Below are 21,984 nucleotides of genomic sequence, written 5' to 3'. Positions count from 1 at the left end.
TAATGAAGCGCGCGCCGTTTGCCTCGCGGGCATGGCTGCGCTATCGGGGCGGCTCGACGTTCTTCCGCTCCCCTCCCGTCCCCTCCCCTCCACGGAGCCTGCCATGCGACCCGACCTCATCATCTTCGACTGCGACGGCGTGCTCGTCGATTCCGAGATCATCGCGGCGCGGGTGGAGGCCGAGATGATCAGCGAGGCGGGTTTTCCGATCTCGCCCGAGGAGATGATGGAGCGTTTCGCCGGCCTGACGACGCGCGACATCCTGCTCAGGCTCGAAACCGTGTCGCAGGTGCCGTTCCAGGCGAGCCTGATCGACCGGATCAAGGCGGAACTGGACAAGCGGCTGTCGCGCGACGTCAAGCCGGTCGACGGCGCGGCGGCGGCGATCCGGGCGACGACGATCCCCTATTGCATCTGCTCGAACTCGCCGCTGGACCGGATCGAGGCGATGCTGACGCGAGCGGGCATGATCGGCCTGTTCGACACGAACCGGATCTATTCGGCGCGGGCGATCCCGTCGGGGCGCACCAAGCCGGCGCCGGACGTCTTCCTGCACGGGGCGGCACAGCTGTCGGTCGATCCGGCGAAGTGCTTCGTCGTGGAGGATTCGGTGCACGGCATCACCGGGGCACGGGCCGCCGGGATGCGGGTGATCGGGTTCACCGGGGCAAGCCACACATGGCCCGGCCACGCCGACGCGCTGACCGAGGCGGGCGCCGAGACGGTGATCAGCCGCTGGTCGGACTTCGCCGCCGTGGTGGCGGCGCTGTCGGAATGGTCGGACGCCTGACGGGCGAGGCTGACCCGCGCCGCCTGCCGCGCCAAGCGTTTCGTCAGCGCTTCTTCTGCGGCGTCTCGTCGAAGCCGACATAGATCTCGATGTTGCGGGCGGTCGGAATCGGGATCGAGACGGCCGGGTCCTTGAAGACGAACTGGGTGGCCGGCGACAGCGCGGCGATCGACGTCTGGTACTGGTGCAGCTTCGAATAGAGCACTTCCTCGCCGCGCACGACGGCGATGCGGATCGGCATGGTGATCGTGCCGTCCCTGGCGACCGGGCCCGGAACCACGCGGCCGGCGGCCGCCACCGCCATGTTCAGCATGCCGCCGTCATACTGGCAGCTGCGCGTGACGTCGGTAATGGAGGCCTGGTAGACGATCCGGCTCTTGTCGCCATCGCCGCCCCGCTCGTAGGTGCTGTAGAAGGCGGTGCCGGAGCGCAGCGTGACGCGCGGGCAATAGGCGCGCAGCTCGTCGGCGGTGACGGTTTCAGCCGGCGGCGCGGCGGGCTCTGCCTTCTGGCCGCCCCAGCCGCCGAGGCCGAGGTCGAGCGCGCCGCCCGACTGGCATCCGGCGAGCGCCATGAGAGCGCCGATCGCGGCAAACCGCATTTTCCCTGCAACAAACGCCATGAACCGGACTTCCCCTTCATAAAGCGGTCGTTCTATACCAACGCCGCAACCGGAATGCGACCGATCGAATGCGGTTTTTCGACGGCGGCTTCGCCGGAAGCGGGCTACAGGGACATCATGCGCTACATCAGCACCAGGGGCACGGCCCCGATCCTCGGCTTCGGCGACGTCCTCCTGGCGGGGCTCGCCCGCGACGGCGGGCTCTATCTGCCGGAGGAATGGCCGCAGTTTTCGGCATCCGACATCAGCGCCATGCGCGGCCTGTCCTATCCGGATCTCGCCGTCCGCATCCTGACGCCGTTCATCGGCGGCGAGATCGACGAGGCGATTTTCGCGCGCATCGTGCGCGAGGCCTACGCGACGTTCCGCCATCCGGCGACCTGCCCGATCGTGCAGAGCGGTCCGAACGAGTTCATCCTGGAACTCTTCCACGGCCCGACGCTCGCCTTCAAGGACGTGGCGATGCAGTTGCTGGCGCGGCTGATGGACCACATGCTGGCCGAGCGCGGCGAGCGGGCGACCATCGTCGGCGCGACGTCGGGCGACACCGGGGGAGCGGCGATCGACGCCTTTGCCGGGCGCGACCGCACCGACATGTTCATCCTGTTCCCGGAAGGCAAGGTGTCGCCGGTGCAGCAGCGCCAGATGACCACCTCGACGGCGGCCAACGTGCACGCGCTGGCGCTCAAGGGCAATTTCGACGACTGCCAGTCGATCGTGAAGGCGCTGTTCAACGACCATCGCTTCCGCGACACGGTGCGGCTGTCGGGCGTCAATTCGATCAACTGGGCCCGCATCATGGCCCAGATCGTCTATTATTTCTCGTCGGCGATCAGCCTGGGCTCGCCGGACCGCCCGGTCTCCTTCACCGTGCCGACCGGGAATTTCGGCGACATCTTCGCCGGCTACGCCGCCAAGCGGATGGGACTGCCGATCGAACGGCTGGTGATCGCCACCAACGACAACGACATCCTGGCGCGCACGCTGGCCGGCGGGCGCTACGAGACGCGCGGCGTGATGGCGACGACGTCGCCGTCGATGGACATCCAGGTGTCATCCAATTTCGAGCGGCTGCTGTTCGAGGCCTCCGGCCGCGACGCGGCGGCCACCCTGGCCTCGATGGAGAGCCTGAGGCAGTCGGGCGCGTTCACGGTCGCGGGCGGCACGCTGGAAGCGATCCGCGCCGAGTTCGCCGCCGGCCGCTCGACGATGGACGAGACGGCGTCGGCGATCGCGGCCACGCTCGCGGCGAGCGGCTATCTCGCCGACCCGCACACCGCGACCGGCCTGCACGTCGCCCGGGCGCAGCCGGCGGGGACGACGCCGATGATCGTGCTGGCGACGGCGCATCCGGCCAAGTTCCCGGACTCGGTCGAGGCGGCGGTCGGAATCCGGCCGAACTTGCCTTCATGGCTGGCGGGGCTTATGGAACGTCGCGAAACGTACAGCGTGCTTCCATCAGACGTGAAAATGGTGGAAGATCACATCAGCCGGCATGCCAGGGTGACCGGTTAGCGAGTTCGAGGAGTTCGCCGTACATGGGTGTTGAGGTAAGCCGTCTGTCGAACGGCCTGACGGTTGCGACCGAAACCCTTCCCCACATCGAGACCGTCGCCCTGGGAGTCTGGGTCAAGTCCGGGTCGCGCAACGAGCGCGAGGACGAACACGGCATCGCCCACCTGCTCGAGCACATGGCGTTCAAGGGCACCGGCAGCCGCTCGGCCTGGGACATCGCCTCGCAGATCGAGGACGTGGGCGGCGAGATCAACGCGGCGACGAGCGTCGAGACGACGTCGTTCTACGCACGCGTGCTGCGCGACGACATGCCTCTGGCGATCGATCTCCTGGCCGACATCCTGACGGACTCGAAGTTCGACGACGAGGAACTGGAACGCGAGCAGCATGTGATCATGCAGGAGATCGGCGCGGCGCACGACACGCCCGACGACATCGTGTTCGACCGGTTCACGGAAACCGCCTTCCGCCACCAGACGATCGGCCGTTCGATCCTCGGCACGCCCGAAACGGTGAAATCCTTCTCGGCGAAGCAAATCCACGACTTCATGGCGCGGCAGTACGGCGCCGACCGCATGGTGGTGGTGGCCGCGGGCGCCGTGGCGCATGACGAGTTCGTGCGCGAGGTCGAGAAGCGGCTCGGCACGTTCCGCCCAAACGCGCCCGGCCAGCCGCCGGCGAGCGCCAATTATGTCGGCGGCGACTTCCGCGAGGACCGCGACCTGATGGACGCGCAGATCGTGCTCGGCTTCGAGGGCCGCGCCTATCACGTCCGCGACTTCTACGCCTCGCAGCTGCTGTCGATGATCCTCGGCGGCGGCATGTCGTCCCGCCTGTTCCAGGAAGTGCGCGAGAAGCGGGGGCTGTGCTACTCGGTCTATGCCTTCCACTGGGGATTCTCGGACACCGGCGTGTTCGGGGTACATGCGGCGACCGGCCGCGAGGACATCGCCGAACTGGTGCCGGTGATCCTGTCGGAACTGCAGAAGACGGGCGAGCACATCAAGATCGAGGAACTCAACCGGGCGCGGGCGCAGTATCGGGCCGGCCTGATGATGTCGAGCGAGAGCGCCGCCAGCCGCGCCTCGCAGGTCGCGCGCCAGATGATGCTGTTCGGGCGGCCGATCTCCAAGGAAGAGCTGATGGACCGGCTCTCCGGCATCACCATCGAACGGCTGACCGACCTCTCGACGCGCCTGTTCTCCACCCGCCCAACGATCGCCGCCGTCGGCCCGGTCGGAACCCTCGCCCCCTTCGAGGACATCCACGGCCTGCTGGCGACGCCGCAGCCGCACGTCCGCAAGATGGCGGGCTGACTTCAGACCCGGAGCCATGCTGGGCCTGCCCTATTTCGGCCGGGACCGCCTTCGACTGGCGGGACCGCAGGTGACGCTGCGCAGCCCGGCGATCTCCGACTACGAGGAATGGGCGAGCCTGCGCAGGCGCAGCCGCGACTTCCTGGAGAAGTGGGAGCCGCGCTGGGCCAGCGACGAGCTGGAGCGCGCGGCGTGGCGCCTGCGCGTTCGCCGCTACAAGGACGAGTACGCGCGCGGCACCGGCGTGCCGTTCCTGATCGTGCTCAACGAGACCGGCTCGATCGTGGGCGGGATTTCCGTGGGCAACATCCGCCGGGGTGTCGCCCAGTGCGGACAGATCGGCTATTGGATGGGAGAGCCCTACGCGGGACGGGGGCTGATGGGGGAAGCCGTCGGCGTGCTGGCGCGATACTGTTTCGGCCCGCTGCGGCTGCATCGGCTGGAAGCGGCCTGCATACCGGGCAACCTGCGCTCCATCCGCGTGCTTGAAAAAGCCGGATTTACCCGCGAAGGACTGCTCCGGTCGTACCTCAGGATCAATGGGGACTGGCAGGACCACTACCTTTACGCTCTCCTGGCCGGGGAGTATCACGATCAGGGTTCGCGGGGCGCAGCGGTTGAGAGCTGAATCGATCTTCAGACGCAGGATTCAAGGCTTCGCGGGGCTGTTCGTGGCGCTTTTCGTCGCGCTGTCGGCCCTGGCGACCGCCGCGCAGGCCATCGAACCGATCAAGATCTCCCGCGACGACGTGGCGCTCGACCTGTCGGGCGCCGTCGAGATCTACCGCAACCGCGGATCCAACTTCCAGGTCTCCACCGCGCCCGGCATCGACGGCATCGTGCGCCGCATCGAAGTGGAGGCGAAGGACCAGCAGTCGACCGGCGACTGGGCGGTGTTCGCGCTGGCCAACACGACCGACCAGCAGATCGACCGGCTGATCGTGGCGCCGCATTTCCGGCTGGTCGGCTCGGGCCTGATCTGGCCCGACCTCGGCTCGCGCCGCATCGCCGCGATCACGCCGAGCGAGGGCTTCGCGCTCGACCGGCAGGAGGCGCCGGACGCCGACGTCTTCCTCTTGACGCTGAACCCCGGCGTGGTGGTGACCTTCGTGGCCGACCTCGCCTCGCCGCGCGTTCCGCAGGTCTATCTGTGGGAGCCGGAAGCCTACAAGGACACGGTCAATTCCTACACGCTCTACCGCGGCATCGTCATCGGCATCGCCGGCCTGCTGGCGCTGTTCCTGACGATCCTGTTCGTGGTCAAGGGGACGTCGATGTTCCCGGCGACCGCCGCGCTCGCCTGGGCGGTGCTGGCCTATATCTGCGTCGATTTCGGGTTCCTGACGAAGGTGATCGAAATCGCGCCCGGCAACGAGCAGTTCTGGCGCGCGAGCACGGAGATCGCGCTGGCGGGCACCTTCGTCGTCTTCCTGTTCGCCTATCTCAACCTCAACCGGTGGCACGGCCATTTCAGCTATGGCGCCATCGCCTGGATCCTGGGGCTCGGGCTGATCGCGGGCGTGGCGCTGATCGACCCGCCGGTGGCGGCGGGCATCGCCCGCATGTCGTTTGCGGCGACGGCGCTGATCGGCGTCGGGCTCGTGATCTATCTCGGCCTGCAGGGCTACGACCGGGCGATCATGCTGGTGCCGAGCTGGATCATGGTGCTCGTCTGGCTGTTTGCGGCGTGGATGACGATCACCGGCACGCTCGACAACGACATCGTGCAGCCGGCGCTGGGCGGCGGCCTGATCCTGATCATCCTGCTGATCGGCTTCACGGTGATGCAGCACGCGTTCTCGGGCGGAGCGCTGCACCAGGGGCTATTCAGCGACATGGAACGCCAGGCGCTGGCGATCACGGGTTCCGGAGACATCGTCGTCGACTGGGACGTGATGCGCGACCGCGTCGTCACGCGTCCGGACGTGGCCGAGATGATCGGGCTGCCGGCCAACAGCCTGCAGGGACCGGCGCGCAGCTGGCTGCCGGTGCTGCATGCGGATGACCGCGACAATTTCCGCACGACGCTCGACATCGTGCTCGAGCACCGGCGCGGCCGCATCTCGATCGACTTCCGCATGCGCGGCGCGGACGGGCACTATCGCTGGTTCATGATGCGGGCGCGGCCGGTCATCGGCTCGGACGGCGAGATCATCCGCTGCGTCGGCACGATGATCGACGTGACCGAGCAGAAGAAGGCCGAGGAGAGGCTGCTGCACGACGCCGTGCACGACAACCTGACCGGCCTGCCGAACCGCGGGCTTTTCCTCAACCGCCTGGACACGGTAATCTCGATCGCGCAGACCCAGGAGACGGTCCGCCCGACGGTGTTCGTGATCGACATCGACCGGTTCAAGCAGGTGAACGAGGCGCTGGGCATGTCGGCGGGCGACACGATCCTGCTGACGGTGGCGCGCCGACTGGCCCGGCTGATGAAGACAGGCGATTCACTGTCGCGCCTCTCGGGCGACCAGTTCGGGCTGATCCTGCTGTCGGAGCCGAACCCGGCCCGCATCGCCGCCTTTGCCGACGCCATACGCCAGGCGATCCGCTCGCCGATCAACTATGCCAAGCGCGACATCGTGCTGACGGCCTCGGTCGGGCTGATCTCCTGGACCGCGCCGCAGACGTCCGCCGAGGAACTGGTCAAGGACGCCGAGCTTGCCATGCAGCAGGCGAAGCGGTTCGGCGGCGACCGCATCGAACCCTTCCGGCCGGCCTTCCGGTCGTTCGGCAGCGACCGGCTGCAGCTGGAATCCGACCTGCGGCGCGCCCTGGAGCGCAACGAATTCCGCCTCGCCTACCAGCCGATCATCCGCCTGGAGGACAATTCGGTGGCGGGCTTCGAGGCGCTGCTGCGCTGGGAGCATCCGCGCCGCGGCGTGATCCCGCCCGCGGAGTTCATCCCGATCGCCGAGAGCTGCGACCTGATCGTGCAGCTCGGCCTCTACGCCATGCAGACGGCGGCGGAGGACCTGTCGTCCTGGCACAAGCAGATCGGCGAGACGCCGCTTTCGGTGTCCGTCAACCTGTCGAGCCGGCAGCTGCTCCGGCAGGATCTGGTGGCCGACGTGCGCTCGGCGCTGGCGCGCGCCAATCTCAATCCGCTGTATTTCCGGCTCGAGATGACGGAATCGCTGATCATGGAGAACCCGGAACGGTCGGTCTACGTGCTCGACAAGCTGCGCGAGACGGGCATCGGCCTGTCGCTCGACGATTTCGGCACCGGCTACTCGTCGCTGTCCTACCTGACACGCTTCCCGTTCGACACGATCAAGATCGACAAGAGCTTCATCGACGACCAGAGCCCCAAGAAGCCGATGCTGCTGAAGTCGATCGTCGGCATGGCCCACGATCTCGGGCTGTCGGTGGTGGCCGAGGGCGTGTCGACCGAGGAAGACGCGCTCCAGCTCAGGCAGATGGGCTGCGAATTCGTGCAGAGCTTCATGTTCGGCCAGCCGATGACGTCGGAGGCCGTGACCAAGATGCTGAAGGAACAGTTCCCGCTGACTCAGGCGTGACCGGCCGACTGGCTGAGATGCGCCATGTGGATGCCAAGGGAGGCGAGCAGCCGCTCGTATTTGCGGTCGATGTCGCCATCGAACAGCATGTCCTGCGAGGCCTTGCAGGTGAGCCAGCCATTGTCGACGATCTCGCGCTCCAGCTGCCCCGCGCCCCAGCCGGCATAGCCGAGCGCCATGAGGGCATGGCGCGGGCCGCTTCCCTTGGAGATGGCCCGCAGGATGTCGATCGTCGCCGTCAGGCAGATGTCCTCGGAGACCGGCAGCGAGGAATCGACGATGAAATCGTCCGAGTGAAGCACGAAGCCGCGGCTGCGATCGACCGGGCCGCCGTTCCTCACGAGCAGGTCGCGGGCGGGTTGCGGCAGGCGGATCGCCTGCTTCTCGTCGACCACGCCGAGCTGCACGAGAAGATCGGGGAAGCGCAGCGGCTGCACGCGGTTGATGACGATGCCCATGGCGCCTTCTTCCGAATGGGCGCAGACATAGATGACGGCACGCGCGAAATTCTCGTCCTGCATGCCCGGCATGGCGATGAGGAACTGGTCGTCCAGAAAGCCGCTCTGCGACACGTCTTTTTTCTGGCGAAGGATGTCCATGGCGCCAAGGCTAGCGCGTTTTCGGCGGCGTTGAAAGACGGTTTGGCGTGCGGCGAGCGCCTCGTGGCCCGCTCGTCACGCAGAAATGAAGCCGTCGCGAGCGCGCCAGGCTTGCATGGCAAGCGCCGCCGCGCCTAATGCCGATGATGCAGACCGCCCGCCCCCTCCTCAATGCCGCAGCCCTCGTCCTGGCGACGATCGCCGCGGCGCATGCTTCGTCGAGCGAACCATTCGTGACGGAGGGCGCGACCCTGCGCCTCGTGACGTCGGGCCTCGCCGACGAGACGGGGCAATTGCGCGGGGTCGTGGAAATCCGCCTCGAGCGCGGCTGGAAGACCTACTGGAAGGAGCCCGGCGCCTCCGGCGTGCCGCCGCAGATCGACGTCGCCCTCAGCCTCAACGTCTCGGCCGCGCAGATCCATTTTCCCGCACCCGAATGGCACGAGGACGCCTATGGCGCGTGGGCGGGCTACGGAGAGCCGGTGCTGCTGCCGGTCACCTTCACGGTGGACGATCCGGAGCGCTTCTCCTTCATCAAGGCCGATCTCTTCCTCGGCATCTGCGAGACGATCTGCGTGCCGGTGCAGGCGCAGCTTTCGGTCGAGCCGGGACGCGCGCCGGAGGATCCCGCCGACACGGCGCTGGTCGATGCGGGTTTCGAAGCGCTGCCGCGCGTGCCCGACGAGACGTTCGGCGTGACGGAGGCGACGCGCAGCGGCGACGTGCTGACGGTGACGGCGTCGACGCCGGCGGGCGGGAGCGGCCCGGCCGCGCTCTTCCTCGCGCCCGGCGGCGGCTACGTCCTCGGCGTGCCGAAGCCGCGCGAGGCTTCAGGCGGCGCGACGCGCTTCGAGGTGCCGGTGCTGTCGGCACCGTCCGGCGCGGCGGAGGCGGCCGAGGTGACCTATACGCTGACCTCCGGCGACGCCGCCGTGACCGGAACCTTCACGCTGCGCTGAACCGGCGCTGGACAAAATCCGCGCGCCCGTTAATGAAGATCATCTCGCTTCATGCGCGCAAGTCCAAACTCTGGAGATATTTCGATGACGATTTCCGTGGGCGAAAAGCTGCCCGCCGCGAGCTTCAAGACACTGACCGAAGAGGGCGCGAAGGACATCAGCGTCGCCGATCTCTTCACCGGCAAGAAGGTGGTTCTGTTCGGCGTGCCGGGCGCGTTCACGCCGACCTGCAGCAACAACCACCTGCCGGGCTACCTCGAGAACCACGGCGCGATCCTGGCGAAGGGCGTCGACACCATCGCCGTCGTCGCCGTGAACGACCATCACGTGATGGGTGCCTGGGCGCGCTTCACCGGCGGCGAGGGCCGCCTGGTCTACCTGGCCGACGGCAACGGCGCCTTCACCAAGGCCGCAGGGCTGGAGATGGACCTGTCGATGGGTGGTCTCGGGATGCGCAGCAAGCGCTATTCGATGATCGTCGAGGACGGGGTGGTGACGACGCTCAACATCGAGGACTCGCCCGGCAAGGCGATCGATTCCGGCGCGGCGAAGATCCTCGAGCAGCTCTGAGAGCGGCCGCGGCTGTCGCCGCCGGCCCGGCATTGCGTCAGCCGCCTCCGGGCGGCTGATTTCGTTTCCGGCGCAGGATCAGGGGCGACGCTTGAAGGGTGCCATGCCCATGCGGGCGAGTTCGTCGGCGCGCTCGTTCTCGGGATGGCCGGCATGGCCCTTCACCCAGTGCCACTCGACCTTGTGGCGCAGCCGCGCCTGGTCGAGCGCCTGCCAGAGCTCGACATTCTTGACCGGCTGCTTCGACGCCGTCTTCCAGCCGTTCTTCTTCCAGCCGTCGATCCAGCTCGAGATGCCGTCGCGGACATAGTTGGAATCGGTGGTCAGGACGACGTGGCAGGATTCCTTCAGCGCATTCAGCGCCTCGATCGCCGCCATCAGTTCCATGCGGTTGTTGGTGGTGTCGGCCTCGCCGCCGGACAGTTCCTTGATCTTGCCCTTGAAGCGCATGAAGGCGCCCCAGCCGCCGGGACCGGGATTGCCCGAGCAGGCCCCGTCGGTGAACACTTCGACCATCTTCATGCGTCTGCCAGACCGTATTCGGCCGCCGATCCGATATGGCGATGGAACCGCAGGCGGCGGATGAATTCCATCGGGTCGCGCTTCTGCACCAGGGCGCCATCGGGAATGGTCAGCCAGTCGTAGAGGCGCGTGAGCATGAAGCGCAGGGCCGAGCCGCGCGCCAGCAGCGGCAGGGCGAGGCGCTCGGCTTCCTGCAGCGGCCTGACGGACTGGTAGCCCGACAGGAGGGCGCGTGCCTTGGTCTGGTTGAAGGAATGATCCTTCTCGAAGCACCAGGCATTGAGGCAGGTCGCCAGATCATAGGCCAGGAGGTCGTTGCAGGCGAAGTAGAAGTCGATCAGGCCCGACAGGCGGTTGCCGAGGAAGAAGACGTTGTCCGGGAAGAGATCGGCATGGATGACGCCCGTCGGCAGATCGGCCGGCCAGTTCCGATCGAAGGCTTCGAATTCGGCATCGATCTCGGCGACGAGGCCGCGCTCGTAGGACTCGGCCATCGGCCGGGCCTTGTGCCAGAGGTCCCGCCAGCCGTCGACCGACAGCCGGTTCTGCCGATGCATCGGGAAATCCGCGCCGGCGACGTGCATCTCGGCGAGCGCGCGGCCGACTTCGCGGCAATGGGTGGCCGTCGGACGACGCATCCAGACGCCTTCGAGGAAGGTGATGATGGCGGCCGGGCGGCCGGCCAGTTCGCCGATCAGTTCGCCGTCGCGGCGCATGACGGGCAAGGGACAGGTGATGCCCTTCTGCGCCAGATGCTGCATCAGCCCGAGGAAGAACGGCAGCTCGGCCCGATCGACGCGCTTTTCGTAGAGCGTCAGGATGAAGACGTCCCCGGTGGTGTGCAGCAGGAAGTTGGAGTTTTCGGAACCTTCCGCGATGCCCTTGTAGGACAGCGCCTCGCCGATGGCGTAGCCCTTCAGGAAGACCGAGAGCTCCTCCTCCGAGATGTCCGTGTAGACCGCCATCGCCCCCTGCCCGTCAGTCCCGTCGATCAGCCATTGACGAAGGCCATGTCGGCCCGGGTGAGTTCGACGTCGCGCAGGTCGCGCATGACGGGGAACTCCTCGGTCTCCGTCGCCGTCACGGCAAGCTCCACCTGCACGTCGAAGCGCGTCCTGAAGGCCTCGATGATCTCGTCGACGATGATCTCGGGCGCCGAGGCGCCGGCCGACAGGCCGAGCGTGTGAATACCGCCGACCGTCTCCCACGGGATTTCGGATGCCCGCTGGACGAGAAGCGCACGGGCGGCACCCGCCCGCTCCGCAACCTCGACGAGACGGCGCGAATTGGAGGAGTTCGGCGCGCCGACGATCAGATAGAGGTCGGCGCCGTCGGCCGTTTCCTTCACCGCGTCCTGGCGGTTGGTGGTGGCGTAGCAGATCGAATCGGCGGCCGGCGCCGTGAGGTTCGGAAAGCGCTGGCGCAGCCTGGCGATCACGCCCGCTGTATCCTCGACGGAGAGCGTCGTCTGGGTGACGAAGCCGAGATTGTCTGGATCGGCGGGCACGTAGCGATCGGCGTCCTCGACCGTCTCGATCAGCGACACCGCGCCCTCGGGCAGCTGGCCCATGGTGCCGATGACCTCGGGATGGCCGGCATGGCCGATCAGCACGACGTGGCGGCCGAGGCGCTGGTGGCGCATCGCCTGCTTGTGGACCTTGGAGACCAGCGGGCAGGTGGCGTCGAGATAGAAGAGCTCGCGCGCCTTCGCGTCGGCCGGCACGGATTTCGGCACGCCATGGGCGGAGAAGACGACCGGCTGGCCGCGATGCTCCGGCGGGATCTCGTCGAGTTCCTCGACGAAGACCGCCCCCTTGGCCTCGAGCCCCTCGACCACGTAGCGGTTGTGGACGATCTCGTGGCGGACATAGACCGGTGCGCCGTACTTCTTGAGCGCGAGCACGACGATCTGGATCGCACGGTCCACCCCCGCGCAGAAGCCGCGCGGCTGGCAGAGGCGGATCGTCAAATGCGGCTTGGCTGTCTCGTTCATGTCGGGGCTATCCTTGGCGGGGGACATGATGTCGACCACCCTGCCCTGTCAAGGCCGGGCGGATTGCCGAGGCGGGCTTATCGCTTGAAATTGCGCCAGAGCCAGGCGCCGAGCACGGCGGCGAGCGCGGCCGCCAGCCCGTACCAGGTGACGACATACTGGAGATGGTTGTTGGGCAGATCGACGATCGTGACGCCGCCGACCGGCAGCCCGCCGGCATTGGGCGTGTCGTCCGCATCGACGAAGACGCCGAGGATGGAGGCATCGGCCGGCAGGCCGGCGGACGCGGCCATGGCGCGGATGTCCTTCCAGTAGAACAGGTTCTTGCCCGGATCGTTGTCGGGCAGGATCGCGGACGGCTTTTCGACCAGCGGGGCACGCAGGAGGCCCGTGACCTCGACCGGTCCGTCCGCGAGGCTCTGCGGCCTCCGGGCCGGATCCTTGAGGTCGTAGGGGACGAAGCCGCGATTGACGAAGACGTAATCGCCCTGCGGCCGCCGGAGCGGCGTGTAGACGAAGAAGCCGGAGGCGCCGTTCCAGGTGGCGAAGAAATGGCGCTCGGCGGAATGGACGAACGCGCCCTGCAGCACGACCGGCGTGTATTCGAGATCGGCGACCGCCGGCCCGGACGCCAGCACCGCGTCGAGCGGCTTCGGCTCGGCGTGGACGCGGGCCTCGATGGTGGCGATGAGCCCTTCCTTCCAGTGCATCCGCTGCACCTGCCAGGTGCCGAGCATCAGGAGGATGGCGAAGACGACGAGTCCGGCGCCGACGACAAGCGCGAGCGACAGCCGGCTGCGGCGCGGCTCTGGCTGGCCGATGCTCATTGCGGGCCGTCCAGCCGGCCCTCGCGGGCCTTGTTGGCATATTGCAGCGTGAGCAGCACGCCCTTGATGAGGCGGAGCGCCGTCAGCGACAGGACCAGCGTCAGCGGCGTCCACAGCACGAACTGGAGCCACAGCGGCGGCCCGTAGGTGACCTCCATCCAGAGCGCCAGCCCGACCACGATGAAACCGATGATGAGGATGACGAAGGCGGCCGGTCCATCACCCGCGTCGGCGAAGCCGTAGTCGAGCCCGCAGTTGGAACAGCTGTCGCCCACCGCCAGGAAGCCCTTGAAGAGGCGCCCCTCGCCGCAGCGCGGGCAACGGCCCTTGAGGCCGGCCTGGACCGGGTCGACGGGCGGGTAGAAGGCCCTGTCTTCGCTCATGTCGCCGGTCCTTTCCTGTGCATGCCCAGGGGGCGGTATAGAGCAACGGTCCCGGCGGGTCGACACCGCCCGATGCCGCACGCGGATGCGCAATGCAGAACGGCCGCCTCGCGGCGGCCGTTCCGATGGCGATCGTCATGACGACGATGGCGTCAGTGGATTTCGGCGATGGTGGCGCCGGCCGACGCCCAGACGTAGATGGCGGCGAAGAGGAACAGCCACACCACGTCGACGAAGTGCCAGTACCAGGCAGCCGCCTCGAAGCCGAAATGCTGCTTCGGCGTGAAGCCGCCGGCCATGGCGCGGAACAGGCAGACCAGCAGGAAGATGGTGCCGACGAAGACGTGGAAACCGTGGAAGCCGGTGGCCATGAAGAAGGTGGCGCCATAGATCGAGTCGCTGAACGCGAAGGGCGCGTGCATGTACTCGTAGACCTGCACGAAGGAGAACAGGATGCCGAGGCCGACCGTGAGCGCCAGGCCCCAGATCAGGCCCTTGCGGTCGTCGTGCAGCAGGGCGTGGTGCGCCCAGGTGACCGCCGTGCCCGACAGGAGCAGGATGATGGTGTTGTAGAGCGGCAGGTGGAAGGGATCGAGAACCTCGATGCCTGCGGGCGGCCACTGGCCACCGGTGTAGTCGCTGCGCAGGACCTGCGACGCCTCGCCGGGGAAGAGCGCGGCGTCGAAGAAGGCCCAGAACCAGGCCACGAAGAACATCACCTCGGAGGCGATGAACATGATCATGCCATAGCGCAGGTGCAGCGAGACTACGCGGGTGTGATGGCCCTCGTTGCCTTCCTTGATGGTGTCGGCCCACCAGGCGTACATCGTGTAGAGCACGATCGCGAGGCCGATGACGAAGATCCAGTAGTTGGCGGCCGAGAAGTCGAGACCGAACAGGTGGAGCGAACCGCTCTTCATCGCCTGCATCCAGGCGACGCCGCCCAGCGCCATGACGAGCGCCCCCATCGAGGCGAGGAACGGCCAGGGGCTCGGGTCGATGATGTGGTAGTCGTGTTGCGGTTTGGCGTGCGCGTCAGCCATTTCAGCCCCCAAAGTTGCTGGTCGAGGTCCCGGTATCGACGGGGAGGCTTCCCTTGACGGAGACGGACTCGGCCGGCTCCTCGTCGATGCCGAAGAAGGTATAGGACAAAGTGATGGTCGTCATGTGCCGCAGTTCGGGCACCTCGTCGATCGCCGGATCGACGAAGAACACGACCGGCATCTCGATGGTCTCGCCGGGCTTCAGCTCCGTGTCGGTGAAGCAGAAGCACTCGACCTTGTTGAAATAGGCGCCGGCCATCGCCGGCGAGACGTTGAAGCTGGCGCGGCCGCGCGTCGCCCGGTCGAACGGGTTGGTGGCGCGGTAGCTGACCTGGACGGTCTCGCCCATCTTCATCGTGACCGAGCGCTGGTCGGGCCGGAAATCCCAAGGCAGGCCGGAGGCGACGTTGGCGTCGAAGCGCACCGTCACCGGGCGGTCGATCACCGTGTCGGAATATTGTTCGACGCGCTGCGTTGTGCCGCCGTAGCCGGTGACCTGGCAGAAGAGCTGGTAGAGCGGAACGGCCGCATAGGCCATGCCGATCATGCCGAGGAAGGTGGCCGCACAGGCGCCCGCGACCAGGGTGTTGGACGGCGCCTTGCGCACGGGGCTGGAATGGTCGACGTCGTTGCTCATCGCGCGCCTCACAAAGGCCTGCTCAGGATTGCGGGACCGAACTTGGCGATCGTGGCGACGTAGAAGATCACCACGAGCAATGCGAGGCCAATGCCGATCGCGACGTTGCGCGAACGGCGGGCCTTCTTCTGGGCAGGCGTGAGCCTGATGCCTTCGTCGTCCTTCTCCATCGCCGTCATCCCGCCATGGCCCGGACGACGATCGTGTCGACCAGATAGGCAGCGAAGATCGCGAAGAGATAGAGGATCGAATAGGCGAAGAGCGCCTTGGCCGGCTTCATCTCGCGGTCCTCGTCGCTCATGCGCAGGACCTTGAACGCGTACCAGACGAAGCCCGCACCGAGCAGCGCCGCGCAGATGCCGTAGCCGAGGCTGGCATAGCCGAGGAATGCCGGAAGCACGCCGACCGGCGCGATGATCGCGGAATAGGCGAAGATCTGGCGGCGCGTGGATGCAGGGCCCGCGACATTGGGCATCATCGGCACGCCCGCGCGGCCGTAGTCGGTCGCCTTGAACAGCGCGAGGGCCCAGAAGTGCGGCGGGGTCCACAGGAAGATGATGGCGAAGAGGATGACGCTCTCGAGACTGACGGTGCCGGTGGCCGCGGCCCAGCCGATCATGGGCGGGAAGGCGCCGGCGGCGCCGCCGATGACGATGTTCTGCGGTGTCCAGCGCTTCAGCCACATGGTGTAGACCACGGCATAGAAGAAGATGGTGAAGGCGAGCAGCGACGCGGCCAGCCAGTTGACCAGCACGCCGAGCGTCATGACGGAGAGGGCAGACAGGACGAGCCCGAAAGCGAGCGCCTCGCCGGGCAGCACGCGGCCGCTTGGGACGGGCCGCGTGGCGGTGCGCGACATCACCGCATCGATGTCGGCGTCGTACCACATGTTGAGCGCACCGGATGCGCCCGCGCCGACGGCGATCGACAGGATGGCGATGAGAGCGATGAACGGGTTCAGCGCCACCGGTGCGGCGACGAGACCCACCACGGCGGTGAAGACGACGAGCGCCATCACACGCGGCTTGAGCAGCGTGAAGTAATCGCCTGGCGTCGCCTCGGAGAGGTGAACCCCGGCGTCGATCTCGCGGTCGGTGGTGGCCAAAGCCATGCCTTACGTTTCCAGGTTCTTGTTGTTCTTGGTGCGAGGCCGCCGACGGATCGGCGGCCTCGAAGCATGCAGGTAGCGCCTACTTGATCTTCGGCAACTGCTCCCACTGGTGGAAGGGCGGCGGCGACGGCAGCTGCCACTCGAGCGTGGTGGCACCCTCGCCCCAGGGATTGGCGCCCGCCTCGCGCTTCTTCGAGAAGGCCTCGAAGACGCCGTAGAGGAAGATCAAGACGCCGATGGCCGAGAGGTAGGAGCCGTAGGACGACACCATGTTCCAGCCGGCATAGGCATCCGGATAGTCGATGTAGCGGCGCGGCATGCCGGCCAGCCCGAGGAAGTGCTGCGGGAAGAACACCAGGTTCACGCCCACGAACGTCACCCAGAAATGGGTGCGGGCGATCAGCGGCGAGTACATGTAGCCGGTCATCTTCGGGAACCAGTAGTACCAGGCGGCGAAGATGGCGAAGACGGCGCCGAGCGACAGCACGTAGTGGAAGTGCGCGACGACGTAGTAGGTGTCGTGCATGGCGCGGTCGAGGCCGGCATTGGCGAGCTGGACGCCCGTGACGCCGCCGACGGTGAACAGGAAGATGAAGCCGATCGCCCACAGCATCGGCGTGCGCATGGAGATCGAACCGCCCCACATGGTGGCGATCCAGGAGAAGATCTTCACGCCCGTCGGCACCGCGATGACCATCGTGGCGAAGACGAAGTAGCGCTGCGTCTCGAGCGACAGGCCGGTGGTGTACATGTGGTGCGCCCACACCACGAAGCCGACGACGCCGATCGCGACCATGGCGTAGGCCATGCCGAGATAGCCGAAGATGGGCTTGCGCGAGAAGGTGGACACGATGTGGCTGACGATGCCGAAGCCCGGCAGGATCAGGATGTAGACCTCGGGGTGACCGAAGAACCAGAACAGGTGCTGGAACAGGATCGGGTCGCCGCCGCCTTCGGGCGCAAAGAAGGCCGTGCCGAAGTTGCGGTCGGTGAGGAGCATGGTGATGCCGCCGGCGAGCACCGGGAGCGACAGCAAGAGCAGGAAGGCGGTGATCAGCACCGACCAGGCAAACAGCGGCATCTTGTGCAGCGTCATGCCCGGCGCGCGCATGTTGAAGATGGTGGTGATGAAGTTGATGGCGCCGAGGATCGACGAGGCGCCCGCGATGTGGAGCGACAGGATCGCCAGATCCATGGCCGGCCCGGGCTGGCCCGAGGTCGAGAGCGGCGGATAGATGGTCCAGCCGCCGCCGACGCCGTAGGCACCCGGCCCCGCCGGCACGAAGGCCGAGAGGATGAGCAGGATGAAGGCCGGCGGAAGCAGCCAGAAGGAGATGTTGTTCATGCGCGGGAACGCCATGTCAGGCGCGCCGATCATGATCGGGACCATCCAGTTGGCGAAGCCGCCGATCAGCGCCGGCATGACCATGAAGAAGATCATGACGAGGCCGTGCGCCGTGGTGAAGGCGTTGTACATGTGCTTGCCGGCGTCGATGGCGGCATCGCCCTCGACCCCGTAGACCATGGAGGCCAGCCCGTGGAAGATCTGGATGCCCGGCTCGGCGAGCTCCCAGCGCATCATGACGGACAGGAAGCCGCCCACGATGCCCGCCGTGATGGCGAAGATCAGGTACAGCGTGCCGATGTCCTTGTGGTTCGTCGAATAGACCCAGCGCGTCCAGCCATAGGGCTTGTGGTCGTGATGGTCGTGAGCTGCAGCGCCTGCCATATTCACCGCTCCATTGTCATTCTTGTTCGGTTCGCCAGCCTTACTCGGCGGCGGACGCCATCTTCGACTTCGCTTCGACCGAGGCCATCAGCGCGCGGTTCGCACCCGACAGATCCGAGCCGGCCGCGGCAACCCATTCCTGGTACATCTCGGGGCTGACGACGCGGATCGCGATCGGCATGAAGGCGTGGTCCTTGCCGCAGAGTTCCGAGCACTGGCCATAGTAGAGGCCCTCGCGGGTCGCCTTGAACCAGGTCTCGTTGATGCGGCCCGGCACGGCGTCGACCTTGATACCGAAGGCCGGCATGGCGAAGGCGTGGATGACGTCGCTGGCGGTGACGAGGACGCGCACCGTGGCGTCGACCGGCACGACGATCTCGTTGTCGACGGCCAGGAGACGCGGATAGGCCGCGACGTCTTCCTTGCCGAAATCGGCGCGCTGGCCTTCCTGCAGCATCGCCGCATTGAAGGAGAAGGGCTCGTCGAGCTGGTACTCATAGTCCCAGTTCCACTGGTTGCCGGTCGCCTTGATGGTCAGCGAGGGCTCCTCGGTGGGCGTGTACTGCGCCGTGAGGAGCTGGAAGGACGGGATGGCCAGGAACAGGAGGATGACGACCGGCCCGACCGTCCAGACGACCTCGATCAGCGTGTTGTGGCTGGTGCGCGACGGGACGGGATTGGCGCTGGCGCGATAGCGGACGATGACCCAGGCCAGCAGGAACAGGACGAGCAGCGTGATGGGGACGATGAACCACAGCGTATACTGCTCGAACCAGCGGATCGCCTCCATGATGGGCGTGGCGGCCGCCTGCATGCCGACCTGCCATTCGACAGGCTGGTCGGCCCAGGCCGGCGCAGCGGCCATAAGCGCAATCGTACCGGACAGCATCGTCAGGAACTTCTTGGTCACGCTCGGATTCTCCTCGATCGACGCGCGAAGGGCCGCCTGGCCCTCACGCCTTCTCCGCCGGGGGAGACTCCCCGGTCGGCATTTGGGCCGTTAAAACCATATCCCGGCCCCGACCGCAACAAACGCCCCGGATGAATTCATGCGGCATTTTTGCGCGAGATCAAAAGCAGGCGCTGCCGTGGCCCTATCCTGGACCGTCCGGTGGCCCGCCACTCTTGCCGGCCCGAGCCGCAATTCGGGCCAAATCGCGCGGCAGTGGTCCTGCGGACCGCGGTCGGTGGTCGAACTGGCTGCATGCCTTTGAAAGGGCATGCCGCCACGCTAGATTGAAGTGATTCGCAACGGAGTCCACATGATCGCGATCCCCGCACGCTTCCTCGCCGGTGCGCTCGCCGGAGCGCTCTTCACGATCGCCGGGCTTCCCGCCGCAGCCCAGCCCAGCGGAACCGTCCGCGGCACCCACGGCGCATGGTCCGTGATCTGCGACGTGCCGGCGGGCGCGTCGGGAGAACAGTGCGCCCTGATGCAGAACGTCGTGGCCGAGGACCGGCCGGAGGTCGGGCTCTCGGTCGTGGTGCTGCGCACGGCAGACAACAAGGCCGAGATCCTGCGCGTGCTGGCGCCGCTCGGCGTGCTCCTGCCGAACGGGCTCGGCCTGAACGTCGACGGCAAGGACATCGGCCGCGCCTATTTCGTGCGCTGCTTCCAGGATGGCTGCTATGCCGAGGTGATCCTCGAGCCGTCGCTGCTGGATACGCTGCGGGCGGGAACCTCGGCGACCTTCATCGTCTTCCAGACGCCCGAGGAAGGCATCGGCATTCCGGTCGACCTCACCGGATTCTCCGACGGGTTCGCGGCGCTGCCGTAACAGCGCCGGGCACAATCGCCAGCGCGGACTCGTGGCGGCGCGGCATGTGGAAAGCCGCCCCGCGCGCGCGGGGGCGGCGTCGTCCGGCCGGATGGTCTCAGAATGCCCGGAAGGGCGACATCGGCTCCATCAGCTGCACTTCTGGCGTCGCTTCCACGGACAGTCCGTGCTCGCGCGCGAAGGCGCGCAGCGTCGCGCCGGATCGCGGCTGCGTGACCTCGACGTCGATGAAGGACGACGAGACGGACGTGACCGAAATGCCCGGCATGCTGTCGATCTCGCGGATGATGGGCGCTTCTTCCGACAGAGGCTTGTCGGAGATGATAACCAGCCGTTCCATGTCAGTGATCCTGTTTCGTTGAGGGTTGGAGAATAGGGCGAAGGGCGCGCCGGTTCAAGACTGACGCGCATTGACGCCCGATTGCACGCTTTACGCGAATTTCGCGCGAAAACCGGTTTCGCGATTGAAACGCAGGGGTCAGGGGGTCACGAGACCATGCCCTGCCCTTCGAACGCGACCGGGAAGCCGGCCGGGACGGGTGCGGCCAGCGCCGCAGCCCGCATCGCCTGCATGCGCGCCCTGTCGGGCGGCATGGCGAGGATGGCGGGGTGCTGCGAGAGAATACGGGCGATGGCGCCCGTGGCGGCCGGACAGGCCATCGAGGTGCCGCTCATCGGCGCATACGCGTTGCCTGGAACGGTCGAGACCACGCCCGCGCCCGGCCCCGTCAGATCGACCATGGTGCCGTCGATGCCCTGGTTGGAGAAGTTGGCGAAGTAGGCATCGCCGTCCGTCGCGGCGCGGTCGCGCGAGACCGTCCACCGGTCGTAGGCCTTGCCGGGAAGCGTGGCCTCGTGGCCGAAGGCCGAGACGGACAGCACGTCCGGGTGGCGCGCGGGGAAGGAGACGAACCGCCGGAAGTCGTTGCCGGCCGCCGCGATCGCGAGCACGCCCTGGTTCGCGGCATCGACGATCGCGCGCGAGATGACCTTGTCGTCGTGGCGCGGATCCAGCGGGAGCTCGCTCTTCAGGCTGAGGTTGATCAGATGGCAGCCGTCGGCAGCCGCCTTGATGATCGCCTTGTGGATCTCGTAGTTCGGGGCGAGCCCCGTGGCCCGGTCGGGGAAAACGCGGTAGCTCCTGATCTCGGCGCCCGGCGCGACGCCCGCATAGGGACCGGATCCGCGACCGGCGATGATGCCGGCGACATGGGTGCCGTGGCCGTCGCTGGTGTCGTGATCGCCGACGGCCTGGGGCAGATCGCGGTGCGGGCCGACACCCGTGTCGATGACGCCGACCCGCACGCCTGCGCCGTCGCCGGCCTGGCCCGACCGCAAGGCCCTTCGCAGGACGTCGGGGGCCAGGGCGAGATCGATGGGGTCGATGTCGATGGAATCGCCGCTGGCGAGCTCGACATTCGTGCCGAGATACCCCCAGTGCTGCTGGAAACCCGGCTCGACCAGGAGCATCGCGCCGTGCACGCCCGGCGCGCGCAGCCCGAAGACGGCATTGCCCTGCGCGTCGGATGAAGCCGACAGCGGCGTCCTGCTGCCCTTCAGCCGAAGCTGGACGACGGCGCCGGAGACCGGAGAGCCATCCCGCGACGAGCGCAGCCGCAAGGCGAACAGCGACGTTCCCGTCGGACCGAGGCTGCGCGGCAGCCGCGTCTGCCCGGCGCGGGGGGTGGCGATCGCCGTCTGGTAGTTCACCACCGGATAGAGCGCGCCGCCAGGCACGCTGGCGCTTGCGCCGCCGCGCGCGGGTGTCTCGACGAGAGCGATGCCGGTCGGCTCGTAGACGTCGATGATCCTGACCGGCGGCTTGCGGCGGCGGCCGGAACCGCCGCCGGAGGCAACCGAGGCGACGGCGAAGCTTTGCAGTTCCGGTTCCGGCCAAGCGCTCGCGAGACTGGCGACGGCCTGCCGGTCGGTACCGTCGTCCGGCATGAAGACGTATCGTGTCATGGATGTTCCCCTCTACATGCTGCCCCCGCGATCTATACTCTTTTTGATTGCATCCATCAATATGATGCAACTTAAGATACCTTGGCCCGGGCGGCGGCCGGCGA

General features: G+C 67.2%; 23 protein-coding genes. 8 read left to right on the top strand and 15 right to left on the bottom strand.

The window, feature by feature from the left end; translation table 11 throughout:
• The first annotated feature begins 103 nt into the window (after nt 1–103).
• On the top strand, nt 104–790 hold the full coding sequence (locus N1F91_RS22415) for an HAD family hydrolase (protein ID WP_289995540.1): 687 nt from the start codon (nt 104–106) through the stop codon (nt 788–790).
• 43 nt (nt 791–833) lie between these two features.
• Here the strand turns inward: N1F91_RS22415 and N1F91_RS22410 are convergent, their stop codons facing one another.
• Complete coding sequence (locus N1F91_RS22410; RefSeq protein ID WP_289995538.1) at nt 834–1,412, bottom strand: hypothetical protein; 579 nt, start codon at nt 1,410–1,412, stop codon at nt 834–836.
• Nucleotides 1,413–1,529: 117 nt separating this feature from the next.
• Here N1F91_RS22410 and thrC point away from each other — a divergent pair, with 117 nt between their 5' ends.
• Genes thrC through N1F91_RS22390 form a run of 4 tightly spaced genes read left to right on the top strand, consistent with a single transcriptional unit; the run spans nt 1,530 to nt 7,764 of the window.
• Entirely contained in the window at nt 1,530–2,927 is a 1,398-nt protein-coding gene (gene thrC / locus N1F91_RS22405; RefSeq protein WP_289995537.1) for a threonine synthase, read from the top strand.
• 23 nt (nt 2,928–2,950) lie between these two features.
• The gene (locus tag N1F91_RS22400) at nt 2,951–4,243 is read left to right on the top strand and encodes a pitrilysin family protein (protein WP_289995536.1); all 1,293 of its coding nucleotides are present in this window, start codon (nt 2,951–2,953) and stop codon (nt 4,241–4,243) included.
• 16 nt (nt 4,244–4,259) lie between these two features.
• The gene (locus N1F91_RS22395; RefSeq protein ID WP_289995535.1) at nt 4,260–4,871 is read left to right on the top strand and encodes a GNAT family protein; all 612 of its coding nucleotides are present in this window, start codon (nt 4,260–4,262) and stop codon (nt 4,869–4,871) included.
• 37 nt (nt 4,872–4,908) lie between these two features.
• The gene (locus N1F91_RS22390; protein ID WP_289995562.1) at nt 4,909–7,764 is read left to right on the top strand and encodes an EAL domain-containing protein; all 2,856 of its coding nucleotides are present in this window, start codon (nt 4,909–4,911) and stop codon (nt 7,762–7,764) included.
• Here the strand turns inward: N1F91_RS22390 and N1F91_RS22385 are convergent.
• A complete protein-coding gene (locus tag N1F91_RS22385) occupies nt 7,755–8,363 on the bottom strand; it encodes a YqgE/AlgH family protein (protein ID WP_289995534.1) in 609 nt (202 codons plus the stop codon). The two genes, N1F91_RS22390 and N1F91_RS22385, sit on opposite strands and share 10 nt — an antisense overlap.
• A 143-nt stretch (nt 8,364–8,506) precedes the next feature.
• On the opposite strand from N1F91_RS22385, the gene N1F91_RS22380 reads away from it, so the two are divergent.
• Nucleotides 8,507–9,322, top strand: coding sequence for a protein-disulfide reductase DsbD domain-containing protein (locus N1F91_RS22380; RefSeq protein ID WP_289995533.1), 816 nt, complete (start codon nt 8,507–8,509; stop codon nt 9,320–9,322).
• 84 nt (nt 9,323–9,406) lie between these two features.
• Nucleotides 9,407–9,892, top strand: coding sequence for a peroxiredoxin (locus N1F91_RS22375; RefSeq protein WP_289995532.1), 486 nt, complete (start codon nt 9,407–9,409; stop codon nt 9,890–9,892).
• Nucleotides 9,893–9,970: 78 nt separating this feature from the next.
• On the opposite strand, the gene rnhA is transcribed toward N1F91_RS22375, so the two are convergent.
• From rnhA to coxB, 11 genes are all read right to left on the bottom strand, one after another.
• Nucleotides 9,971–10,414 carry a ribonuclease HI gene (gene rnhA / locus N1F91_RS22370; RefSeq protein WP_289995531.1) on the bottom strand — a complete coding sequence of 148 codons (444 nt, stop codon included), beginning with the start codon at nt 10,412–10,414 and terminating at the stop codon, nt 9,971–9,973.
• Nucleotides 10,411–11,379 (bottom strand): homoserine kinase, encoded by a 969-nt coding sequence (locus N1F91_RS22365; protein WP_289995530.1) that lies wholly within the window; start codon nt 11,377–11,379, stop codon nt 10,411–10,413. The genes rnhA and N1F91_RS22365 overlap by 4 nt, the downstream gene beginning before the upstream one ends.
• A 26-nt stretch (nt 11,380–11,405) precedes the next feature.
• Nucleotides 11,406–12,407, bottom strand: a complete 1,002-nt coding sequence (gene ispH / locus N1F91_RS22360; RefSeq protein ID WP_289995529.1) for a 4-hydroxy-3-methylbut-2-enyl diphosphate reductase — start codon at nt 12,405–12,407, stop codon at nt 11,406–11,408.
• 77 nt (nt 12,408–12,484) lie between these two features.
• Entirely contained in the window at nt 12,485–13,234 is a 750-nt protein-coding gene (locus N1F91_RS22355; protein ID WP_289995528.1) for an SURF1 family protein, read from the bottom strand.
• A complete protein-coding gene (locus N1F91_RS22350) occupies nt 13,231–13,617 on the bottom strand; it encodes a DUF983 domain-containing protein (protein WP_289995527.1) in 387 nt (128 codons plus the stop codon). The genes N1F91_RS22355 and N1F91_RS22350 overlap by 4 nt, the downstream gene beginning before the upstream one ends.
• 152 nt (nt 13,618–13,769) lie before the next feature.
• Entirely contained in the window at nt 13,770–14,660 is an 891-nt protein-coding gene (locus N1F91_RS22345) for a cytochrome c oxidase subunit 3 (protein ID WP_289995526.1), read from the bottom strand.
• Nucleotide 14,661: 1 nt separating this feature from the next.
• Nucleotides 14,662–15,297, bottom strand: a complete 636-nt coding sequence (locus N1F91_RS22340) for a cytochrome c oxidase assembly protein (RefSeq protein WP_289995525.1) — start codon at nt 15,295–15,297, stop codon at nt 14,662–14,664.
• An 8-nt stretch (nt 15,298–15,305) separates the two neighbouring features.
• Complete coding sequence (locus N1F91_RS22335) at nt 15,306–15,467, bottom strand: hypothetical protein (protein WP_289995524.1); 162 nt, start codon at nt 15,465–15,467, stop codon at nt 15,306–15,308.
• 5 nt (nt 15,468–15,472) lie between these two features.
• Nucleotides 15,473–16,408, bottom strand: a complete 936-nt coding sequence (locus tag N1F91_RS22330; protein WP_289995523.1) for a heme o synthase — start codon at nt 16,406–16,408, stop codon at nt 15,473–15,475.
• A 79-nt stretch (nt 16,409–16,487) separates the two neighbouring features.
• Nucleotides 16,488–18,137 carry a cytochrome c oxidase subunit I gene (ctaD, locus tag N1F91_RS22325; RefSeq protein WP_289995522.1) on the bottom strand — a complete coding sequence of 550 codons (1,650 nt, stop codon included), beginning with the start codon at nt 18,135–18,137 and terminating at the stop codon, nt 16,488–16,490.
• A gap of 40 nt (nt 18,138–18,177) precedes the next feature.
• Complete coding sequence (gene coxB, locus N1F91_RS22320; protein WP_289995561.1) at nt 18,178–19,026, bottom strand: cytochrome c oxidase subunit II; 849 nt, start codon at nt 19,024–19,026, stop codon at nt 18,178–18,180.
• Between the two features lie 373 nt (nt 19,027–19,399).
• Between coxB and N1F91_RS22315 the strand changes: the two genes are divergently transcribed.
• Nucleotides 19,400–19,915 (top strand): invasion associated locus B family protein, encoded by a 516-nt coding sequence (locus tag N1F91_RS22315; RefSeq protein ID WP_289995521.1) that lies wholly within the window; start codon nt 19,400–19,402, stop codon nt 19,913–19,915.
• A 97-nt stretch (nt 19,916–20,012) separates the two neighbouring features.
• Here N1F91_RS22315 and N1F91_RS22310 read toward each other — a convergent pair whose 3' ends face one another.
• Nucleotides 20,013–20,255 carry a hypothetical protein gene (locus N1F91_RS22310; RefSeq protein WP_289995520.1) on the bottom strand — a complete coding sequence of 81 codons (243 nt, stop codon included), beginning with the start codon at nt 20,253–20,255 and terminating at the stop codon, nt 20,013–20,015.
• Between the two features lie 146 nt (nt 20,256–20,401).
• Nucleotides 20,402–21,880: a S8 family serine peptidase gene (locus tag N1F91_RS22305; RefSeq protein ID WP_289995519.1), complete on the bottom strand. Its 1,479-nt coding sequence runs from the start codon at nt 21,878–21,880 to the stop codon at nt 20,402–20,404.
• Between the last annotated feature and the right edge of the window lie 104 nt (nt 21,881–21,984).

The organism is Aquibium sp. ELW1220, from assembly GCF_030398385.1.
In the GTDB taxonomy this organism is placed as follows: Bacteria; Pseudomonadota; Alphaproteobacteria; order Rhizobiales; family Rhizobiaceae; genus Aquibium.
The sequence above is the reverse complement of the archived record's forward strand: the minus strand, read 5'-3'. Positions and strand labels throughout refer to the sequence as shown.